The sequence below is a fragment of the Isoptericola sp. NPDC060185 genome, assembly GCF_042728595.1.
Classification (GTDB): Bacteria; Actinomycetota; Actinomycetes; order Actinomycetales; family Cellulomonadaceae; genus Isoptericola.
In genome coordinates this window covers 136,266-158,099 of record NZ_JBHWYY010000002.1, presented here as the reverse complement: position 1 = coordinate 158,099, position 21,834 = coordinate 136,266, and the positions used below count along the sequence as shown (strand labels likewise).

Sequence of the window (21,834 nt, the reverse complement as noted above, 5' to 3'; positions counted from 1 at the left end):
TCCGGGCCGGCTCCTGGTTGCCCACGGGCAGGGTCCCGGTCGGTGTCCCTGGCAGGCCGGTGACCGGGCGCGGCGTCGGGTAGCGTGCCCCCATGGCGATCGTCGTCGGACTCCTGAGCACGGCCGAAGGGCAGGCGGCACTCGCCGCAGCGCAGCGCGAGGCGCGGGAGCGGTCCGCCCCCCTCACGGTCGTCGTGGCCCAGGGCGACGCGAGCCCCGAGAGGCAGGCGGTCGAGGACGACCTGACCGCGTCCGGGGTGCCCTACTCGATGGTCGCCGGCACCGGGGACCTCGCGGAGGACCTCGTGCGCACGGCGCACGAGGCGGGGGCGGAGCTGATCGTCGTGGGGCTGCGGCGCCGCAGCCCCGTCGGCAAGCTCATCCTCGGCTCGGGGGCGCAGCGGATCCTGCTCGAGGCCCCCTGTCCGGTGCTCGCGGTGAAGCCGTGACCATGGGTCGCCGCGCCACGCCGAACGGTGTGACGCTCGTGACCGTCGGCCGGTGTCGTCCGTGCCCGCCGCGCGCGGCGACCGCGGGCCGTTCCCGGTGGTACCGCGGGAATCTTCGAGCGCTCCCGTGCGTTGAGCCAGCACCGGAGACCGCACGACGCGGGTACTGGAGCGGGCGCAGGAGCCCGCGGTGCCCCACCGTCGCGGATGTCGCCGGTACAATAGGGGTGTCCGCCTGAGCCACGACAGTCCGAGTCGGAGGCCTTGACGGCGGTGCACCGTCCCCTCGAATGCCGAAAGGTCGGTTTGTGGCGTCCACTGCGCAGAACCCTGCACTTCCCCGCGAGTTCGAGCACCCTGCCCTGCAGGGACTGCTCGCTCGAGGCACCGCCGACGGCCGGGTCGACGCCGAGAGCTTCCGTGCCGCCTGCGAGAACGCGGCGGTGGCGGACCCGAAGCGGCTGAAGGCGGTCCTGCGCGCCTTCGCGACGGCGGGCGTCGAGATCGGCGTGCCCACGGCCACCAAGGTCGCCGCCGCCAGCACCAGCCGGAGCACCGCCACGCGCGCCAAGGCGCCGGCGGCGCGGTCCGGCGCCGTGAAGACCTCCACGGTGAAGTCGACCTCCGCCACGACCGGGGCCGACGAGGAGCCCGGTGAGTCGACCCCGGCGGCCAAGAAGCCTGCCTCGCGTTCCGCCGCGTCCAAGTCGGCGACGACCAAGGGCACGAAGACGACGCGCGGTCGCAAGGCCGCCTCGAAGGACGAGCCGGGCTCGGACGATATCGAGGACGTCGAGCTCGACGAGGACGCGACCGACGTCGCGGACGACGAGCAGGAGGGCGCCGAGCACGGCGCCAAGGGCACGAAGGCCGCCGCGGGCAAGGACACCAAGGGCGACGACGAGGAGCGGGGATTCGTCGTCTCGGACACCGACGACGACGACCAGCCCGCGCAGCAGGTCGTCACCGCCGGCGCCACGGCCGACCCGGTCAAGGACTACCTGAAGCAGATCGGCAAGGTCGCGCTGCTGAACGCGGAGCAGGAGGTCGAGCTCGCGAAGCGCATCGAGGCCGGCCTGTTCGCGGAGGAGCGACTGTCCAAGGACTACGCCGACTTCGACAAGACGAAGGCGAACGCCGACGAGCGCCGGATGTACCGCGACCTGCGGTGGATCGCGCACGACGGCAAGCGCGCCAAGAACCACCTGCTCGAGGCGAACCTGCGCCTCGTCGTCTCCCTCGCCAAGCGTTACACCGGCCGCGGCATGCTGTTCCTGGACCTCATCCAGGAGGGCAACCTCGGTCTGATCCGCGCCGTCGAGAAGTTCGACTACACCAAGGGCTACAAGTTCTCGACGTACGCCACCTGGTGGATCCGGCAGGCGATCACCCGCGCCATGGCCGACCAGGCCCGCACCATCCGCATCCCGGTGCACATGGTCGAGGTCATCAACAAGCTGGCCCGCGTGCAGCGCCAGATGCTCCAGGACCTGGGCCGCGAGCCCACCCCGGAGGAGCTGGCCAAGGAGCTGGACATGACCCCCGAGAAGGTGGTCGAGGTCCAGAAGTACGGCCGCGAGCCCATCTCGCTGCACACGCCGCTGGGCGAGGACGGCGACAGCGAGTTCGGTGACCTCATCGAGGACTCCGAGGCCGTCGTGCCGGCCGACGCGGTGAGCTTCACGCTGCTGCAGGAGCAGCTGCACCAGGTGCTCGACACCCTGTCGGAGCGCGAGGCGGGCGTCGTCTCGATGCGCTTCGGTCTGCAGGACGGGCAGCCGAAGACGCTCGACGAGATCGGCAAGGTCTACGGCGTGACGCGCGAGCGGATCCGTCAGATCGAGTCCAAGACGATGTCGAAGCTGCGCCACCCGAGCCGGTCCCAGGTGCTTCGCGACTACCTGGACTGATACCCGCAGCGCAGGAAGGGCCCCGTGCCGGTCGGATCATCGACCGGCACGGGGCTTTCGGCATGTCCGGGCCGTGCGTCGACGCGGTGGGTCGACGCCGTGGGTCGACGTCGGTCGCCGAGGTCGGTCGTGCGGTCAGGCGACCGGGTCGGCCCTGACCGCGGGGACGCCGTGAACGGGCGCCCACCGTGAGGACGGCGCGAGGACGCCCAGCGGGTCGAGCCGTCGGCGCATCGCGACCAGGCGCTCGTACGTGCCCGGGCCGAACGACGTCCGCATCAGCTGCGCCGAGACGGCGTCGCGCGGCCCCGCGAAGTTGAGCAGCGACCCGCCCGTGGCCCACGGGCGCAGGGCGTCGTGCACGGCCTGCACGTGCGCGGCCGCGTCGGGCGGCCCCAGGGGCGCGCCGAGCGAACCCACGAACAGCGTGCAGGCGGCGTCCCGGCCGGCGACGGCGTTCGGGACGGCCGCGGGCCGCCCCACGGCCCCGCCGAGGAGGCGGATCTCCGCCATCGCCACGGGCGACCCCGCGGGCACGGCCGCGAGGAACGCGTCGACGGCGTCGGCGGTGAGCTCGCGCAGCTGCCCGCCGCGCTCCACGAACGGCATCGGGTCCTCGGGGTCGGCGTGGATCTCGCCGATCCGCGCGTAGGGCAGGTCGCCGACGGTGTCGAGGAGCGGGGGTGCGACCGCCCGCAGCGCGTCGACCAGCCCGTCCGCGGCCCCGCCGACCATGCCCCCGCCGTCCAGGGTCTCGCCGGCGTCGCCGTCGCGGCCATCGTCGCCGAGGTGGCGTACGTACCGCACCACGAGGACGGCCCGGCCGCGCAGCGGCTCGGGCAGATCGGGCAGCGGCGGCAGGTTCATGCGCGCGACGGAGGTGGTCACGGACTCCGGCAGGTCACGCACCAGCTCGCGCCAGCGATGCACGACGGGTGCCGCGTCGGCGGCGTCGAACCACACGGTGCCGGCGTGCACGGTGCGCAGCGGGAACAGGTCGAACGTCAGCGACGTGACCACACCGAACGCACCGCCGCCGCCCCGCAGCGCCCAGAACAGGTCCGCGTGCCGGTCCGGCGACGCGGTGACGAGCGACCCGTCGGGGGTCACGACGTCGAGGGAGCGGACGTGGTCGGCGGCGAAGCCGAACGTGCGCGCGAGCGGACCGAGGCCGCCGCCGAGGGTGTAGCCCACCACCCCGACGTGCGGGGACGAGCCGCAGAGGCCGCCGAGCCCGTGCGGGGCGCCGGCGTCCAGGACGGCGCGCCACGACGTGCCCGGCCCGACGGTGGCCGTGCGCGCCACGGGGTCGACCTCCAGGCCGTCCAGTGCCGACACGTCGAGCAGGACGTCGGCCGGTCCGGTCGGGGCGGCGCTGTGCCCGGTGGAGCGCACCCCGACGCCGAGCCCGTGACCGGCGGCGGCCCGGACGGTCCGCGCGACGTCCTCGGGCGAGGCCGCGCGCACGACGAGCGCCGGGCGGTGGACGAGCGCGAGGTTGAAGCCGCCGAGCGCCGCGTCGTAGGCGGGCTCTCCCGGGAGGTGGACGGTGCCGGCGAGGCCGGTCCGCAGCTCGTCGGCGGCGGCTGCGGCGGTCGTGGTGAGGTGGTGGGCCGCGGGATCGTCGAGCGTCGGGGCGGCGGGGGTGGTGCTGGACATCGGGTGACTCTCCTTCGGTGGAACGGTGCCGGGGGAGAGGGAGCCACGCGCCGCCCGGCGGTGACGGGTCGGCGGCCCGGATCGCGGGTGAAGTGTCCGGGGCGTTCCCCCGGACAGGGCCGATGTGGCAGGGTGTCGCCGTGCCCCAGACCACGGCCTTCCCCGGGCGGTCCCGGTTCGTCGTCCTGCTCGCCCTCGCCGTCGTGCTGGCACTGTCGCTCGCGTCGGTCCTGGTGGCCCCGCCGGCGCGCGCCGCGACCTGGTCCCTGGCGGGCTCCGGAGGCGGGACGACGACGGCGACGGTCGGCAAGATCCTCAGCGTCCGCTACCTCAGGTCCGGCAAGCCCGTGAAGGGTGCCGCGGTGACGCTGCAGCGCAAGAAGGGCGGCTCGTGGGTGAAGGTCCGCACCGTGCGGACCGGCCCCAAGGGACGTGCCTCGACGACGGTGAAGCCCACCGCGACCGCGAGCTACCGATTCCGGACCAGCCACGCCAGGAGCGGCACGATCACGGTGCGCGTCGTGCCGGTCCGGTTCGCGATCTCCGGCTCCGGGTCGGGGCACGGCGTGGGGCTGGCCCAGTGGGGCGCGTACCAGCAGTCGCGCACCGGCCGCACCGCGGCGCAGATCCTCGGCTACTACTACCCGGGCACCACGGTCTCGACGGCGAACGACCCGCGCACCACCCTCGACGTCCAGGTGCTCGGCCCGCCGTCCGACACCCGGACCACGACCGTGCTGGGGGTCGGCTCCGGCACCTGGCGGCTGACGGACCCGGCGGGCAAGGTCCTGGCGAGCGGCGACGCCTCCCGCACGGTCAAGGTCGGCGTCGCGACCGGCGGGGTCACGGCCACGGTCATGAAGGGGAGCGCGACGGTCTCGAAGGTGTCCGCGCGCTCCAGCCTCACCTACGAGTGGTCCGGCACCCGCTACTACCAGCCCACCGGGACGAAGGCGGTCGCGACGGTCACGGGCGCCCAGGGGACGTACCGCAACGGGCGCCTCGTCGTGACCAAGCGGTCGAACCGGCCCAACGTGGTCAACGAGGTGGTCATCAACACCGAGTACCTGTACGGGCTGGACGAGATGCCGTCGGGCTGGGGGTCGAGCACCAACCGTGGCGCGGCGGCCCTGCAGGCGCAGGCGGTCGTGGCCCGCAACTACGCGATCGTCGAGAAGGTGAAGGGCCTCAAGTCCGTCTGCGGCTGCCACGTCTACGACGACACCCGCTCCCAGCACTACACCGGGTGGAAGAAGCAGGGCGGGGGCTGGGGCGGGACGTGGGTCACCGCCGTGAACGCCACGGTGCAGGCCGACGACCACACGGTGACCGTGCTGCGCGACGCCGACGGCCTGTTCGCCGAGACGCCCTACTTCGCGTCGACGGGCGGTGCGGGCGGTCGTCGCGGCACGGCGACGAACACGGAGGTGTTCGGGACGGCGGCTCTGCCCTACCTCAAGCACGTGACCGACACGTACTCGGCCAAGGCGCCGAAGAACCCCTACCTGAGCTGGAGTGACTCGATCACGCAGGCGAAGGCGCGGTCGATCTTCGGCCTGTCGTCGGTGCGCTCGATCGCGGTCACCTCGCGGTGGTCGAGCGGGCAGGTCAAGACGCTGACGGCCACGTCGGCGACCGGGAAGAAGGTGTCGCGGACCAAGACGGCGGACGGGTGGCGCACGACGCTCGGGGTGCGCGCGTCGTGGGTGGGCTCGCTGTCGGGCCGCAACAGCTGAGCAGGCCGCGACGCCCGACCCGAGGCGCGTACAGCGCACGAGAGCCCCGCACCGTACGGTGCGGGGCTCTCGTGTGTCGTGGGTCGTGCCGCGCGGTCGCGGGTCAGCGTGCCCCGTGCTCGGCGAGGAGCCGGTCCGTCTCGTCCTGGACGTGGACGGCGACGCCCTCGTAGGCGCCGGCGTGCGCGCGCGCGTGGTGCCCGCAGAAGAGGAGCTCTCCGACGGGCAGGACCACTCGCACGTACGCCTGGGCGCCGCAGCGGTCGCAGCGGTCGGCGGCGGTCAGCGGCTGGGTCGGTTCGGTCGTCGTGGTGCTCACGTCTCCATCCAACCAGACCGGTGGCCCGGAGCATCCCGTTCCCGGCCGGGTTCGCTCCCGGCATAGCGGCGTGGAGCACACGGAACACCTGTTCGGGTCGTCTACCCTCGTTCCCGTGACAGCCACCTCCGAGTCCGGGTACACCGCGCGCCACCTGACGGTCCTCGAGGGCCTCGAGGCGGTGCGCAAGCGCCCCGGCATGTACATCGGGTCCACGGACTCGCGCGGCCTCATGCACTGCCTGTGGGAGATCATCGACAACTCCGTCGACGAGGCCCTCGGCGGGCACGCGTCGGACATCCGCGTCGTGCTGCACGCCGACTCGTCTGTCACGGTCGAGGACGACGGCCGCGGCATCCCGGTCGACATCGAGCCGAAGACGGGCCTCACGGGTGTCGAGGTGGTCTTCACGAAGCTGCACGCGGGCGGCAAGTTCGGCGGGGGCTCCTACACCGCGTCGGGTGGCCTGCACGGCGTGGGCGCCTCGGTGGTCAACGCGCTGTCCGCACGCCTCGACGTCGAGGTGGACCTCAGCGGCAAGACCCACCGGATGACCTTCCACCGCGGCGAGCCGGGCGTCTTCGCCGACCCGGCGTCGGGCGCCTCGCCCGAGTCGCCGTTCACGCCCTTCACCGACCACAGCGAGCTCGCCGTCGTCGGCAAGGTCAAGCGCGGCGTCTCCGGCACGCGGGTGCGGTACTGGGCGGACCGGCAGGTGTTCCCGAAGTCGGCCGTGTTCAGCTACGACGAGCTCGTCACCCGGGCGCGCCAGACCACGTTCCTCGTGCCCGGCCTGAAGATCACGCTGCGCGACGAGCGCGGGCTGCCCGGCACCCCGGGCGAGACGGGGCCGTTCGAGGAGGTCTTCCAGCACGACGGCGGCGCGGTCGACTTCGTCGAGTTCCTCGCGCCGGACGCGCCGGTGACGTCGACGTGGCAGCTGCGGGGCAGCGGGCACTTCACCGAGACGGTGCCGGTGCTCGACTCGCGCGGGCACATGACCCCGCAGGACGTGCAGCGCGAATGCGAGGTGGACGTCGCGCTGCGCTGGGGCGGCGGTTACGACACGGAGGTGCGCACCTTCGTCAACATCATCGCCACGCCCAAGGGCGGCTCCCACCTGTCGGGCTTCGAGCAGGGGCTGCTCAAGACGGTGCGCAAGCAGATCGAGGCGAACGCGCGCCGGCTGAAGGTCTCCACCAAGGACGCCGCGGAGCGGATCGAGAAGGACGACGTCCTGGCCGGGCTGACGGCGGTGGTCACCGTCCGGCTCGCGGAGCCGCAGTTCGAGGGCCAGACCAAGGAGGTCCTCGGCACGGCGCCCGTGCGCGCGATCGTCTCCCGCGTCGTGGAGAAGGAGCTGGGCGCGCTGCTCACCTCCACCAAGCGCGACGAGAAGGCGCAGTCGGCGCTGCTGCTGGACAAGGTGGTCGCCGAGATGCGCGCCCGTGTCACGGCGCGCAAGCAGAAGGAGATCTCCCGGCGCAAGAACGCCCTCGAGGCGTCGTCGCTGCCGGCGAAGCTCGCGGACTGCCGCAGCGACGACGTCACCCGCAGCGAGCTGTTCATCGTCGAGGGGGACTCGGCGCTCGGGACGGCGAAGCTGGCGCGCTCGAGCGACTTCCAGGCGCTGCTGCCGATCCGCGGCAAGATCCTCAACGTCCAGAAGGCGTCGATCAGCGACATGCTGCGCAACGCGGAGTGCGCCGCCATCATCCAGGTGCTCGGCGCGGGGTCGGGGCGGTCCTTCGACCTCGACGCGGCGCGCTACGGCAAGATCGTCCTGATGACGGACGCCGACGTCGACGGCGCGCACATCCGCACCCTGCTGCTGACGCTCTTCTACCGGTACATGCGCCCGATGCTCGAGGCCGGCCGGGTCTTCGCCGCCGTCCCGCCGCTGCACCGCGTCGAGGTGCTGGGCAGCGGGCGGCGAAAGAACGAGTACGTCTACACGTACTCGGAGGCCGAGCTGGCCGCCACGCTCAAGAAGCTGGACCGCGCCGGCCGCCGGTACAAGGAGGACATCCAGCGCTACAAGGGCCTGGGGGAGATGGACGCCGACCAGCTCGCCGAGACCACGATGGACCCGCGCCACCGGACGCTGCGGCGCGTGACCGTGGAGGGCGCCGAGGCCGCCGAGCGGGTGTTCGAGCTGCTCATGGGCAGCGACGTGGCCCCGCGCAAGGAGTTCATCGTCGCGGGAGCGGGCACCCTGGACCAGTCGCGGATCGACGCCTGACCCGACGCGCCCGGGGCGTCCGGATGGCGACCCGGGCGGCGGGTGACCACGGCTGATGGGTACCCTTCGGCCGTGAAGATCCCTCGCTCGACCACCTCCCGTCTGCTCGCCCTCCTGCCGGCGACCGCCCTGGCCGCCGGCCTGCTCGCCGGCTGTGCCGACGGCGGCTCCTCCGACGCGGGCTCCTCGTCCTCGGCGTCCGCGGACGCGACGGAGCAGGTGGCGGAGAACCTCAGCGAGTTCTCCTACGCCGGCGAGGACGGCAAGACGGCGCTCGAGCTGCTGGAGAAGCACGACCCGGAGGCCCAGGTGCAGGGCAAGGGCGAGAACGCGTACGTCACGGCCGTGCGTGGTCGCGAGGCCGACCCCAGCACCGAGTTCTGGGGCCTGTACGTGGACGACGAGATGGCGCAGGTCGGCGCCGGCTCGCTCCAGACCAAGGACGGGCAGACCATCACCTGGAAGCTCGAGGAGATCGAGAAGTGACCGTCACCGCCCCCTCCCGCCTCGAGGCCCCGCTGTCCGCGCGCGAGCTCGCCCAACGCTGGTGGCGCCCCGCCGTCGCGGTCCTGCTCGTCGCGGCCGCCGTCGTCTGGCGGCTGGTGAAGGACGACCTCGGCGCCCCGCCCAACCTCGAGCTCTCGACGGCCGCGGCGTTCGCGGCGGCGGGCCTGCTGCGTCACCGCGTCGCGGTGCTCGCTCCGCTGGCCGTGGTCGCGCTGAGCGACGTCCTGCTCGGCAACTCGTCGGTGCTGGTGTTCACGTGGAGCGCGTGGGCCGTCATCGGCGTCGGCGCCTGGTGGGCGGGCCGCACGCGCGGCACGACCGGCCGCCTGGTCGCCGCGCTCGGCCTCGGCGTCGGCGGCTCGCTGTTCTTCTACCTGTGGACCAACGCCGGCGTCTGGTGGCTCGGCCGCGGCACGTTCTACCCCGCGGGCCTCGACGGACTGCTGGCCAGCTACGTCGCCGGGCTGCCGTTCCTGCGCCCGATGCTGCTCGGCAACCTCGTGCTGGTGCCGCTCGCGGCCGGGCTCGTGGCCCTGGTGGCGCGGCTCGAGCGGGCCTCGGCGCCCGCCACCGAGGCCCTCCCGGCGCGATAGCCTCGACGGACCGAGAGAGAGGCGAGGGACCGTGCCCGCAGACCGGATCCGGCGGATGACGTTCGCCAGCATCTACCCGCTCTACGTGCAGAAGGTGGAGCGCAAGGACCGCGACGCGGCCGACGTCGACCGCGTCGTCACCTGGCTCACCGGCTACGACGCCGCCGGCCTCGAGCAGGTGATCGCGGACGAGGTCGACCTGGAGACGTTCTTCGCCTCCGCACCCGCGATGAACGAGAACGCGTCGCTCATCACGGGCGTGATCTGCGGCGTCCGCGTCGAGGAGATCGACGACCCGCTGATGCAGCAGATCCGCTGGATGGACAAGCTGGTCGACGAGGTCGCGAAGGGCAAGAAGATGTCGTCGATCCTGCGCGGCGACGCCGGCGCGGCGGCCTAGTCGACGGGACGACGTCGATCGCAGGACCGACCACACGACGGGCCCCCGGCGGGCGGGGACGGCAGGTGCCGTCCCCGCCCACCGGGGGCCCGTGTGTCGTGCGCCGTATCTCGCGGGCTACGACGTCGCGAGCGTGAACGTCACCGTGGTGGCGTTCCCGGCGACATCACGCACGACGAGGGTGTTGGCGCCCCCGACCGCGCCGAACGCCCCCGGCTTCACGTAGTTCAGGTCCGACCACGTGTTGTCGGTGAGGTCCTTGGCCGTGCCGTTGAGGGTGAGGCCGTCGACCTTGCCGGCGTCGTGCAGCTTGAACGACACGAGGCTGTACGTGCCGTCCGAGCCCACCGTGAGCTGCGCACCGTCCTTGACGGTGACGGTCGGGCCCGTGACGTCGAGCGTGAAGGTCACGGTGGTGGCGTTCCCGGCGAGGTCCTTGACGACGAGGGTGTTGGTGCCCTCGACCGCGCCGAACGATCCCGGCTTCACGTAGTTCAGGTCCGACCACTCGTCGTCGACGAGGTCCTTCTCCACCCCGTTGAGGGTGAGGCGGTCGACCTTGCCGGCGTCGTGCAGCTTGAACGAGACCGTGCTGTACGTGCCGTCGCGGCCGGTGGTGAACTCGTCGCCCTCCTTGACGGTGACGGTCGGCCCGTCGACGTCGGCCGGCGTCGACGTGACCGTGAGGTCGCGCAGGCGCCCGTAGTTGTCGAACGACCCGAACCCGACCCTGCCGGTCTCGAAGGTGGTGTCGTTCGCGGTGAGCAGCGGGGTGTCGAGGCCGTCGAGGTAGACGGCGATGTCGCCGCTGTCCGTGCACCGCACGACGCGCACGTCGTGCCACTCCTCGTCGGTGATGGCCGGGGGAGCGCCGACGGTGCCGTCCCACTGGTCGTCGATCCGCTCCCGGTCCTTGCCGTCGACCTTGAAGATCCCGTTGTGGGGGTAGATCGTGTTGTCCTTCGACAGGTGGGCGTAGTAGTACTCCGTGTCCGACTGCCAGCCGAACACCACGATGACGTCGCGGTTGTTCACGCTGGCCGGCTCGTCGATCCGGACCTGCGCGCCGAGGTCGAACGACCCGAGCTCCGGCCCCTGGGTGAGGACGGCGTACTCGAACGGCCGCCGGATGCCGTCGTCGGGGTTGGTCCCCGCCTCGGTCTGGATGATCTGGTCCCCGGGGAACTGCCACTTCGCGGGAGTCTTCGGGGCCCAGTTCTCCGCCGCCATGACGTCGGTGGTCGTGGAGCCGGCGGGCGTGCACGACGGCGGCTCCGTGGGCTCGGTCGGCGTCGCGCCGAACAGCGCGTACTGCGCGGCGACCTGTTCCGGCGTCGGGACGGTGTCGAGGAACATCAGGTCGTCCATCCGGCCGTTGAACGGGTTCGCCTCCTTGGTGTCCTGCGGGAAGCTGCCGCCGATCTTGATGCCGCGCGACGTCGTCGCCGACGTGGGGCCGGATCCCCACGGGTTGGACGAGGTGTACCGGCCCGCGAGCTCCTCGCCGTTGCGGTACAGCTTCATCTCGCCCGCCGCGAAGTCGAACGTCGCGGTGAGGTGGACCCACTCGCCCTGCGCCAGGATCTCGTCCCACGGCATGTCGGCGGCGAAGGTCCACGACCCGGCGCCGTCGACGCGCCGCCCGAGGGCGACCAGCTTGAGCTCGTCGCCCACCGTGATCACCTCGAGCAGCGCCCGCACGGCATGGCCGTCGGAGTCGCCGGTCAGCACGCCGGCCAGCCCGATGGCGTTGTACCGGTCGTCCGGGTTCGTCGTGCCGGAGTTCAGGCCGGCGACGTTCGCGCCGGTCCGCTTGAACCAGCCCATGACGGCGGCCTGGTCGGTGGCCGAGAACGCGTCGAGCGAGGCGACGCCGTTCGCGTCGTACACGCCCGCCTTCCAGTCGTCGTTCGACGCGGTGGCCGGGCTCATCTGCTGGGTCTGCAGCGCGCGGCCCGCGCCCGGGTAGGCACGGTCGGTGACGCGCTGCTCGACGCCGCCGTTGACGAGCTGGATCTTCGTGCCCGACCAGCCCTGGTCGGCCTCGAAGGTCGTGGCGCCCGCGACCGGGTGGTCGAAGTCGTAGTGCGCCACCAGGTTCGGGGCGAGTTCGGGGAGCGCGACGGGGGAGGTGGCCGCGACCCGGTGCGCGCCGGTGACCTTCCAGATCTTCCCGTTCGCCTTGGAGATCAGGTAGAGCTCGCCGTCGGCGTCGGAGCCGAAGCGCAGGTCGACGCGCTTGTCGCCGACCAGCTCGGCGAACGTGGTCTCCTTGCCGCCGGCGAACACGCGCAGCTGCTCGATCGGCGCCAGGTCCTCGACGTCGCCGTCGTTACGGACCATCTTGTCCGCCTCGGTCGACAGCACCCAGCCGTGCACCAGGTCGGTGAACAGGTAGCGCCCCCGCAGGGCGGCGATGTCGCCGCGGTAGACGAAGCCGCCGTTGTTGGCGACGCCGGCGTCGCCGGTCTGGCCGGGGTCGCGGTTGTGGTCGTAGGCGGCCACGGGGTACGTGAACCCGTTCTTGGCGTCGTCGGCCGGCAGCGGGTAGATCTGTCGGTTGTCCGCCCGGAAGGGCCCCTCGCGCTCGGACCAGCCGAAGTTGTCCCCAGGCTCGACGGCGTAGATCGACTCGACCTGCCACTCGCCGATGTGCCCGAGGTACATGGTGTGGTCGCCAGCGGGGTCCCAGCTGATGCGGTGGGGGTCGCGCATGCCGATCGCGTAGATCTCGGGCAGTGCGCCCGCGGTGTCGAGGAACGGGTTGTCGTCGGGGATACCGTACTCCCCGTTGGCGCTGTCCCGGCCCAGCGGGTCGATCCGGAAGATCTTCCCCTGCGGCGTGGTGACGTCCTGCGGGTTGCCGTTGCCGACGCCCGCGCCGCCGTCGCCGACCAGGATGTAGAGGTTGCCGTAGTCGGGGTCGCCCGGCTCGGCGGTCGGGTTGAACGAGATCTGCTGCACGGTGTGCACGCGGCCGGCGAACGGCACGCGCATGATCTCGCGGCTGGTGCCCTCGAAGGTCGCCGCCGACGGGTCCGTGGCCTTCCACTCGGTGACGACGCTGTGGAACTGCGTGGTGCCGTAGCCGGGGAAGTCGGGGGTGTCCTCCGTCAGGGCGGTTCCGCCCTCCGTGTGCACCGTGTAGAAGAGGCCGTTCTCGGCGAAGTCCGGGTGGAACTCGGCCGCGCCGAGGCCGGTGCCCAGGCCGGCGGAGTTGTGGAAGTTGTCGATGAACGCCTGGCGCACGTCGAGGTACGGCGTGTACGCGCCGGTCTCCTTGTCGACCGTGTACAGCGTGCCGTTGTTGTCCGGGACCATGAGTCGGCCGGAGCCGTCCGGGATCTCGTCGAGATGCGTGATCCGGTTGTACCGGTCAAGGCGCGGGTCCTGCGTCGCGGGCGTGGTGTGGGACTCGGGCAGCTGGGCGAGCTCCTCCACCTCGACGCCGAGCGTCGACATCTTCGGGTCGGGCAGCGGGTTGATCAGCGGGGCCTCGGACTCGCCGCCGGCCGCGCAGTCGCCCGGGTTGCCGGTCGCGATTGAGAGGTTCTCGCCGGCCGTGTCGACGGCGACGTCGTCGAGCATGAGGTTGCCGGCGCTGCTGGCGCCGTTGATCCACCAGAAGCGGTCGAGCGCCGTCGTGACGCCCTGCCGGAAGCCGAACTGCTGCTCGGTGCCCTCCGGGAGCCGCGTCAGCTCCTCGTAGGGGCCGCCCTGGCTGTACACCGAGACCTTGTCGGCGGCGTTGTCGGCGACGACCCACACGCACTGCCAGGCGTCGCGGCCCCAGATGCCGGCGGGCTTGAAGCCGCCGCCGTCGCGGACCAGCATCTGGTCGCTGTTCTGGTTGTTGACGTACGCGCGGCTGTCCCCGGTCCCCGACGGCTGGTCGACGTCGGTGAGCCCGAACGACGTGTCGACGCTCCCCGTGCGCAGGAACCGGAAGAACAGGGTGCCGGTGGAGCCGTCCGCGATCCCCGGGACGGCGCGGTAGGCCTTCTGGTTGCCGCCCGTCATCTCGAGGACCTGGTTGTTCCCGTTGAGCGGGTCCGCGATCACCTTCGCGGCGCCGGACGCCGACCAGCCGTCCTGGCCGTCGAGCGCCGTGCGCGCGTACTGCTCGAAGCCGAGCAGCTCGGTGAACTCCTGGTCCGCGGCGTCCGCGGTGGCGTCCGCGGCGGACTGCTCCGCGGCGAGCGCGGGGGCCCCGACCAGGAAGGTCGTGCCGGCGACGGCCGCGGCGGCGACCGCGGCCGCGAGGCGCGCGGGACCCGATCGCGGGGTGGTGGGTACGGGCGGGCGGGCCGGGTCCGTTGGCCGCCGGGGGATGAGCTCGCGCATCTGTGACCTCTCAACGTCGTTGTCGAACAGGGCCCTGCCAGGGTGCTGAAAGCGCTTGCCAGGCAAGCGCTTTCAGGATGGTAGGCCGACGCACAGGATGCGGCAAGGGATGGCCCAGGGAACTCGGACCGGCGACGCAACCGGGACGCGGGCAGCGGCCTGCCGCCGGGTGATCCCCCTCTGCGCACCCGGCCCGGCGCTTCCGGACCGGCGTCGCCGTCAGCGGTGTGAGACCAGCGGACTGCCGGCCCGGCACCTCCCGACCCGGGCCGCCGTCAGCGGCCGGCCAGCGACATGCCCATCGTCCGGCCCCAGGGCTGCTCCTCGAGCGTGCGGAACCCGAGGTGCTCGTAGAAGCCGATCGCGCGCACGTTGCGGCCGCCGACGCCCAGGTGGATGCCGGGGGCGCCCGCTGCGGCGACGGCGTCGAGCACCGCCTCCAGCACGCGCCGTCCCGCGCCGCCGCCCTGCGCCTCCGGCAGCAGGTCGACGTGCAGGTGCGCCGGGTACTGCTCCAGCCACGGCGCCGCCGACCGCGACGGCGCGTGGATCGCATGCAGGAGGCGCGCGTCCGGCGACTCGTCGTCGGGCGCGGGGACCGCGAGCCGCGCGCGCAGCGGCGGCCACCAGGACTCCTCGCAGCGGCGTTCGAAGTCGACGGTGCTCGCCGTGGCCACGCAGTAGCCCACCGCCGTGCCGTCCGCGCGGCGCAGCACGCGGGCGAGCCCCGGCTCCAGCTCGAGGTAGGCCCCGAGGTAGACGTGGCCGAGCAGCTCGCCGTCCTCGTACATGTCCGTGGCGTCCTCGCCGGAGTCGCCGGTGCGCAGGCAGACGTCGTAGAGGGCGGCGCGGTCGGCCGGGTCGTACCGGTCCACCGCGAGGGCCGGGCGGGCGTGCGGCTCGGGCGTCGTGACGTCGGGTCCGTGGTGCGGGCTCATGGACGTATCGTCCCCGGTCGTGGGCGCGGAGTCACGCTTCCGGGCGGTCGGGGAGCGTGGAACGGCGCGTCCGGGGCCGGGCGGCGGCCCCGGACGCGTCGGGCACGGGCGCGGGCCGGGTCAGGCCCGCGGGACGGACAGCTTCCGCAGGTTCGCGTACGAGACGTTGGCGGTGCGGACGGGGTCGGGCTGCTGGTCGCGCTCGACGACGAACTCGTGGCGCCCCATCGCGTGGACGTGCGAGAGGATCCCCCGGAAGTCCACGGTCCCCTCGCCGAGGTCGGTCTCGATGCCCTGCGTGGGGGTGCCGTCCTTGAGGTGGAACAGCGGGAACCGGTCCTGGTGCGCGTCGAGGTAGGGCACCGGGTCGGCCCCTGCCCGCAGGATCCAGTACAGGTCCAGCTCGAACGACACCAGGTCGGGGTCGGTCTCCGCCAGCCAGACGTCGAAGAGGACCTCGCCGGTGGTGGGGTCGGTGTGGAACTCGTTGTCGTGCAGGTGGGCGTACCACCGCAGGCCATAACCGCGGGCGACCTCGCCCCACCGGTTCATCTCCTCGGCCATGCGCCGGTAGCCGTCCGCCGTCTGGGCGCCGTCCATGTACGAGACGCCGACGTACTTCTGGCCGAGGGTCACGGCACGCTCCAGGGTGACCGCCGCGAGGTCGCCCCGGAAGTCGTACGGGTTGTGGTGGCTGCCCACGACCCGCAGGCCGTTCGCGTCGACGATGGCGCGGAACTGCTCCGGGGTGCGGTTGCCGTAGTCGTAGGCCGGCTCGACCGACGCGTACCCGGCCGCCGCGACCATCGCGAGGGTGCCCTCGGGGTCGGCGCGGAGCATGTCCCGCACCGAGTAGAGCTGGAAGCCGATCTTGCCGGGCGGGACCGCCCGGCCCCCGTCGTCCGTCGCCGCCGAGGCCGTACCGGGCAGCGAGACCGCGCCGAGGCCGACCGCTGCGGCGGCGCCGGCACCCTGCAGGAAGGTGCGACGGGAGTACTTCTGAGCGTGACCAGTCAACTTTTCCACCTCATCGTCAAAAGTCGGGTGAAATCGACTGTAGGCCTGCGCCCAGCTCTTGACAACACCCGACCTGCCCTCGGCCTGCGCGGACGTTGCGGGCCGCCAGGTTGGCCGCACCCGCTCTGGGGCCGATGATCGAGTTCAACTTTCAACAAAAGCGATGCCTGTCATGCAATTCCTATGCGGATACCGGACAACTTCTGATTGACAGTCGACAGAAGTCTCCCTAATGTCGGCACCGCACCTGTGATGTGCGTGCGCACCCCTCCGAGTCGTCGTCAGACGGATTCCCTCGGGGAGGTACGCGAGCCGTGTCCTGGAGGGAACGACGATGAGGTCTGCCTTCGCACCACCAGCACGTGTCGTCCGCGGTGTCGCCGCCGACGGTCCCGCGCGCACCAGGCCCGTCGCCTCCCGCACTTCTGTCCGCCGGACGAGCTGACGCCCCCGGCGACGTCGAACGGAGTCTCATGCCTGAGAACAGCACGGAGTACAGCACCGCGACGGAGGGACCACGGCACGACCGTGTCTCGCGTCGGTCGATGCTGACCGGCACCCTCGCCGGACTGGTGGTGCCGGCCACGGCCGGCGCCCTCGGCGTCGGGGCGGCCGCGGCCGCACCGAAGCCCACCCCGACCCCCACCCCGACCCCCACCCCGACCGCGACGCCGACGGTGGCGCCGAACGCCACGACCCGGAACATCACGGTGTTCGCCGAGTCGCTCGGCAACGGTCAGGTCGGCTACGGCCTCGCGCCGGGGGAGGCCACGATCCCCGGCCCGCTGCTCGAGATGTGGGAGGGGGACACCCTCCAGATCGAGCTGGTGAACAACACCGAGAAGCGGCTCTCGATCCACCCGCACGGCGTGGACTACGAGACCGACTCCGACGGCAGCCCGTTCAACGACTCGTTCAACGAGCCCGGCGAGACGCGCACGTACGTGTGGCGCTCGCACACCACGCACCAGGCCGAGGACGGCCGCTGGGTGACCGGGTCCGCGGGCTACTGGCACTACCACGACCACGCGATGGACGGCGAGCACGGCACGGCCGGCCTGCGTGCCGGGCTCTACGGCGCGCTCGTCGTGCGGCGCCGCGGCGACCGCGTCCCCGACCGCCAGTACACGGTCGTGTTCAACGACATGACGGTCAACAACAAGATGGCCCCGAACACGCCGATGTTCGAGGCGAACCTCGGCGAGACCGTCGAGTGGATCGCCATCGGGCACGGCGACCAGCTGCACACGTTCCACCTGCACGCGCACCGCTGGGCGGACAACCGGACCGGCTACCTCGCCGGGCCGGACGACCCCAGCCGGGTCATCGACACGCGCGACCTCAACCCGGGCACGTCCTTCGGGTTCCAGGTGGTCGCGGGCGAGGCGGTCGGGGCCGGGGCGTGGATGTACCACTGTCACGTCCAGTTCCACTCCGACGGCGGCATGGCCGGCGTCTTCCTCGTCCGGAACGCCGACGGCTCGATGCCCGACGGCGCCCAGGCGGCGATCGACCGCTTCAAGAACCACGGCGGCCACTCGATGTGATCCCGGGCGAGAGGGCGACCGCGCCCTCGCCCGACGTGCTTCGGTCCCACGCAAAGGAGCAGTGATGGAACGGACAGCAAGAGGCAGCGCCCGTATCACACCACGGGCTGCTCGCGGCATCCTCGCCGCGGCCACCGGCGCCGCGCTCGCCTTCGGGCTGGCGGCCATGCCCGCGGCCGCGCAGCGCACGCCGCAGGACGAACCGACGCAGGCGCCGTCGGCGGACGTGGCGAAGGAGCCGACCGCCAGCGTCGTCCCCTCCGCGGCGATCCTCCCGACCGCCGCGGAGAACCCCCGGGTGCTCGTGTTCCACGGTGACCCGGCGGACCAGGTGGACCCGGTCACCATCGCGACCACCACGATCAAGCAGCTCGGCAAGGAGAACGGCATCGCCGTCGACACGGCGACCGAGCCTACCGTCTTCACGGCCAAGAACCTCGCGGACTACCGCGGCGTCGTCTTCCTCTCCTCGGAGGGCGTGGAGATGTCCACGGCGCAGGAGGACGCGCTGCAGGCCTACATCCAGTCGGGCGGCGGGTTCCTCGGGGTCCGCGACGCCGCGCGGGCGCAGGCGCGCTCGCAGTGGTTCACGGGCCTCATCGGCACGCGTCCGGCCGGCAACCTGCCGGACTCCGTGCCCGTCAAGACCGTGACGGCGAGCGCCGAGAACCCGCCGAACGAGATCGCCACGAAGCTCATCGACCGCGACTCGGGCACCAAGTGGCTCGCGTTCGAGCCCACGGCGTGGCTCCGCTTCGACCTGAACGAGCCCGTCGCCGTCGCGCGCTACGCACTGACGTCGGCGAACGACTCGGACGGCCGCGACCCCAAGGACTGGACGCTCCAGGGGTCGAACGACGGCGGCGCGACGTGGAAGGATCTCGACCGGCGCACCGGCGAGGACTTCCCCGACCGGTTCCAGACCAAGGACTACGCCGTCGCGAACACCGAGGCGTACTCGTCCTACCGCCTCGACATCACGGCCAACTCCGGCGACGGCCTGACGCAGCTCGCCGACCTCGACCTCTTCGACGCCGCCTCCGCCGAGGAGCCGGAGCCCGAGGTCCCGGTGCAGGAGGCGACGGTCAACGTCACCGACCGCAAGCACCCCGCGACCAAGGAGCTCCCGGTCAAGTGGACGCGGTCCGACCGCTGGCTGAACTGGTCGCCGAACCCCGTGGGCGACGTCCACACCGTGGCCCAGGTGCAGGAGTGGGACTACGACCCGGGCGAGGGCGCGAACGGCCCGTTCCACCCGGTGTCCTGGTGCCGTGACTACGACGGCGGCCGCTCGTTCTACACCGGCATGGGCGGCACGGCCGACAGCTACTCCGAGGAGGGCTTCCGCAACCACCTGCTGGGCGGCCTGCTCTGGTCCGCGGGCATGGTGCGCGGCGACTGCCAGGCGACCATCGCGGCGAACTACAAGACCGAGCGGCTGACGCAGCAGAACGCGGCGGGCACCCTCGACCAGATCGGCGAGCCCCACGGCCTGACGGCGGCGCCCGACGGCGGGATCTTCTACGTCGGCAAGGCGGCGTGCCCGAGCGGCCCGATCGTCTCGTGGGACGACCCGGACGTCGGCCTCGGGTGCGGCACGATCCACCGCTGGGACCCGGAGACCAAGACGACCAAGCTCCTGACCACGCTGCCCGTGATGGGCAACCGCGGGTCGGGTGACGAGCTCGTCAAGAACGAGGAGGGCCTGCTGGGCATCACCCTCGACCCGAAGTTCGAGGAGAACGGCTGGTTCTACGTCTTCTGGATGCCGCACGAGTCGGTCGACCGGGAGCGTCAGGTCGGCGAGCGCACCATCTCGCGCTTCACGTACGACGCCGAGGCGAACACGATCGACCAGGCGACGCGCAAGGACCTCCTGGCGTGGGAGACGCAGATCCACTCCTGCTGCCACGCGGGTGGCGGGATGGACTTCGACGACGAGGGCAACCTGTACGTCGGGTCCGGCGACAACAACTCGTCGGGCGGCTCGGACGGCTACTCCGGCAACAACTGGACCGAGGAGTTCGCCGGGCTGTCCTTCCAGGACGCGCGCCGCACCGCCGGCAACACCAACAACCTCAACGGGAAGATCCTGCGGATCCACCCGGAGCCGGACGGCACGTACACCGTGCCCGACGGGAATCTCTTCCCCGAGGAGGACGACCCGGGCGACAAGACCCGGCCGGAGATCTACGTGATGGGCGTGCGCAACATCTCGCGCCTGGCCTGGGACTCCGAGAAGGACTGGCTGACGGCCGCCTGGGTGGGGCCGGACGCGTACTCCCCGGACCCGGAGCTGGGCCCGGCGAAGTACGAGACCGCCACGATCATCACCGAGGCGGGCAACCAGGGCTGGCCCTACTGCATGGGCAACAAGCAGCCCTACCGTGACCGGAGCAACGAGGACGCGAGCGTCCTCACGGGCTGGTACGACTGCGACCACCCGAAGAACACCTCGCCGCGCAACACCGGCCTGGTGGACCTCCCGCCGGTCAAGAAGAACATGATCTGGTACTCGCCCAGCGGCGGTGGCCCCGTGTTCCCGATCGGCGAGGACGGCATCCCGTCCTACGTCGACGACGAGGCGACCTACACCGAGCCGTACCTGCGCGGCGGCGGCCAGGCCGTGATGAACGGCCCGACCTACCACCGGTCCGAGGTGGACACCGACAGCGGTGCCGCCTGGCCGGACTACTGGGAGGGCAAGTGGTTCCTCGGCGACCAGTCGAACGCCGGCAACCGCATCGCCGTCACGGTGGACCCGGACACCGTCGACGAGGCCGGTGCCCCGCTCTACGCGGAGGACCTGCGTCGCATCATCCGCGGCGGCAACGCCGGGAACCAGGTGCAGAGCTGGATGGACGCCAAGTTCGGTCCGGACGGCGCGCTCTACCTGCTCGACTACGGCGGCGGGTTCTTCACCCTGCACAACAACCAGAAGCTCGTCCGGATCTCCTACACGGGCGGCCCGGCGACGCCGGCCCCGGCCGCGTCGGCGGCGAGCGTGCAGAGCGACCCGCTGACCGTCGCGTTCGTCGGCAGCAAGTCGGGCGGCGCCTCGTACGCCTGGGACTTCGGTGACGGTGCCACCTCCACCGAGGCCAACCCGCAGCACACCTACAAGCGGGTCGGGAAGTACGACGCGACGCTCACGGTGACGTACGCGGACGGTGAGAAGGAGACGGTCGACGTGTCGGCCGCCACCACCTGCACCATCCCGGACTCCCGCGCCACCGTCGTCATCGGCGAGGTCGACTCGACGGTGAAGAACAAGGACCTGGGCGGCTGCACCATCGCCGACCTCATCCGCGACGAGGCCCAGTGGGACTCCAACGGGCGGTTCGTCAACCACGTCACCGCGGTGGCCGACCAGCTCCTCGCCGACGGCGAGATCAAGGGGGGCGAGCGCACCAAGCTGATCAAGGCGGCGCAGACGTCCCGCATCGGGTCCGCCGGGACCACCGGGTACACGTGGCTCTTCGACGGCACCGCCTCCTCGCTCGCGGGGTGGCGGCAGGCGCCGGGCGGGGGCTTCGACCTGGAGGACGACGGGTCCATCCGGTCGCACGGCGGCCTGGGCATGCTCTGGTACGCCCAGAAGGAGTTCGGCGACTTCTCCGTGAAGCTCGAGTTCAAGGACGTCGCACCCGGCGACGGCCACGCCAACAGCGGCGTCTTCACCCGGTTCCCCGACCCGCGCGTGCCGCGGGACGAGCGACCGGCGTGCGGGCAGCTCACGTCCGACGAGGCCTGGGTGGCGATCTACTGCGGCCACGAGATCCAGATCTACGACGGCCCCACGGGCGAGGTCCAGAAGACGGGGTCGGTGTACAACTTCGACCCCAACACCATGGAGAACGCCGGCGTCACCCCGAAGGGGGAGTGGAACGCGTACGAGATCCGCGTCGTCGGGCAGCACTACACGATCATCCGCAACGGCGTCGTGATCAACGAGTTCGACAACACGCCCGGGAAGCAGTCGTCGCGCGCGGGTGACCCGCCGACCGACCTGCGGCAGTTCCTGAGCGGGTACATCGGGCTGCAGAACCACAGCGACGCCGACGCCACGGAGTTCCGCAACATCCGGGTGAGGGACCTGTGACCGCGCCCGCGACGACGAGAGGAACGTCGATGTCCCGAAGGAGAGTGCCCCGCCCGTGGGTGGGGGCCTCA

General features: G+C 71.9%; 14 protein-coding genes. 9 read left to right on the top strand and 5 right to left on the bottom strand.

The window, feature by feature from the left end; translation table 11 throughout:
- Positions 1–92 precede the first annotated feature (92 nt).
- Complete coding sequence (locus ACFWDO_RS01545; protein WP_380325330.1) at positions 93–449, top strand: universal stress protein; 357 nt, start codon at positions 93–95, stop codon at positions 447–449.
- 308 nt (positions 450–757) lie between these two features.
- Complete coding sequence (locus ACFWDO_RS01540; RefSeq protein ID WP_380325333.1) at positions 758–2,359, top strand: RNA polymerase sigma factor; 1,602 nt, start codon at positions 758–760, stop codon at positions 2,357–2,359.
- A gap of 135 nt (positions 2,360–2,494) precedes the next feature.
- On the opposite strand, the gene ACFWDO_RS01535 is transcribed toward ACFWDO_RS01540, so the two are convergent.
- Complete coding sequence (locus tag ACFWDO_RS01535) at positions 2,495–4,018, bottom strand: FAD-binding oxidoreductase (protein ID WP_380326946.1); 1,524 nt, start codon at positions 4,016–4,018, stop codon at positions 2,495–2,497.
- Positions 4,019–4,158: 140 nt separating this feature from the next.
- Between ACFWDO_RS01535 and ACFWDO_RS01530 the strand changes: the two genes are divergently transcribed.
- Positions 4,159–5,754 (top strand): SpoIID/LytB domain-containing protein, encoded by a 1,596-nt coding sequence (locus ACFWDO_RS01530; protein WP_380326949.1) that lies wholly within the window; start codon positions 4,159–4,161, stop codon positions 5,752–5,754.
- A 103-nt stretch (positions 5,755–5,857) separates the two neighbouring features.
- Here the strand turns inward: ACFWDO_RS01530 and ACFWDO_RS01525 are convergent, their stop codons facing one another.
- Entirely contained in the window at positions 5,858–6,073 is a 216-nt protein-coding gene (locus ACFWDO_RS01525; RefSeq protein WP_380326818.1) for a hypothetical protein, read from the bottom strand.
- A gap of 115 nt (positions 6,074–6,188) precedes the next feature.
- Here ACFWDO_RS01525 and ACFWDO_RS01520 point away from each other — a divergent pair, with 115 nt between their 5' ends.
- From ACFWDO_RS01520 to ACFWDO_RS01505, 4 genes are all read left to right on the top strand, one after another.
- Entirely contained in the window at positions 6,189–8,315 is a 2,127-nt protein-coding gene (locus ACFWDO_RS01520; protein WP_380326815.1) for a type IIA DNA topoisomerase subunit B, read from the top strand.
- A 72-nt stretch (positions 8,316–8,387) separates the two neighbouring features.
- A complete protein-coding gene (locus tag ACFWDO_RS01515; protein WP_380326812.1) occupies positions 8,388–8,801 on the top strand; it encodes a DUF4430 domain-containing protein in 414 nt (137 codons plus the stop codon).
- A complete protein-coding gene (locus ACFWDO_RS01510) occupies positions 8,798–9,415 on the top strand; it encodes a DUF6580 family putative transport protein (RefSeq protein ID WP_380326809.1) in 618 nt (205 codons plus the stop codon). Before ACFWDO_RS01515 ends, ACFWDO_RS01510 begins: the two co-directional genes overlap by 4 nt.
- A gap of 55 nt (positions 9,416–9,470) precedes the next feature.
- Entirely contained in the window at positions 9,471–9,815 is a 345-nt protein-coding gene (locus ACFWDO_RS01505; RefSeq protein ID WP_380326807.1) for a DUF2200 domain-containing protein, read from the top strand.
- A 117-nt stretch (positions 9,816–9,932) separates the two neighbouring features.
- Here ACFWDO_RS01505 and ACFWDO_RS01500 read toward each other — a convergent pair whose 3' ends face one another.
- The 3 genes from ACFWDO_RS01500 to ACFWDO_RS01490 all read right to left on the bottom strand — a co-directional run bounded on the left by ACFWDO_RS01500 (position 9,933) and on the right by ACFWDO_RS01490 (position 16,114).
- A complete protein-coding gene (locus tag ACFWDO_RS01500; protein ID WP_380324371.1) occupies positions 9,933–14,159 on the bottom strand; it encodes a PQQ-dependent sugar dehydrogenase in 4,227 nt (1,408 codons plus the stop codon).
- A gap of 275 nt (positions 14,160–14,434) precedes the next feature.
- On the bottom strand, positions 14,435–15,097 hold the full coding sequence (locus ACFWDO_RS01495) for a GNAT family N-acetyltransferase (protein WP_380324368.1): 663 nt from the start codon (positions 15,095–15,097) through the stop codon (positions 14,435–14,437).
- A gap of 120 nt (positions 15,098–15,217) precedes the next feature.
- A complete protein-coding gene (locus ACFWDO_RS01490; protein WP_380324365.1) occupies positions 15,218–16,114 on the bottom strand; it encodes a sugar phosphate isomerase/epimerase family protein in 897 nt (298 codons plus the stop codon).
- A gap of 545 nt (positions 16,115–16,659) precedes the next feature.
- On the opposite strand from ACFWDO_RS01490, the gene ACFWDO_RS01485 reads away from it, so the two are divergent.
- Together ACFWDO_RS01485 and ACFWDO_RS01480 are read left to right on the top strand one after the other, a co-directional pair.
- Positions 16,660–17,661, top strand: a complete 1,002-nt coding sequence (locus ACFWDO_RS01485) for a multicopper oxidase domain-containing protein (protein ID WP_380324362.1) — start codon at positions 16,660–16,662, stop codon at positions 17,659–17,661.
- A gap of 64 nt (positions 17,662–17,725) precedes the next feature.
- Positions 17,726–21,763 (top strand): ThuA domain-containing protein, encoded by a 4,038-nt coding sequence (locus ACFWDO_RS01480; protein ID WP_380324359.1) that lies wholly within the window; start codon positions 17,726–17,728, stop codon positions 21,761–21,763.
- The last annotated feature ends 71 nt before the right edge of the window (positions 21,764–21,834 follow it).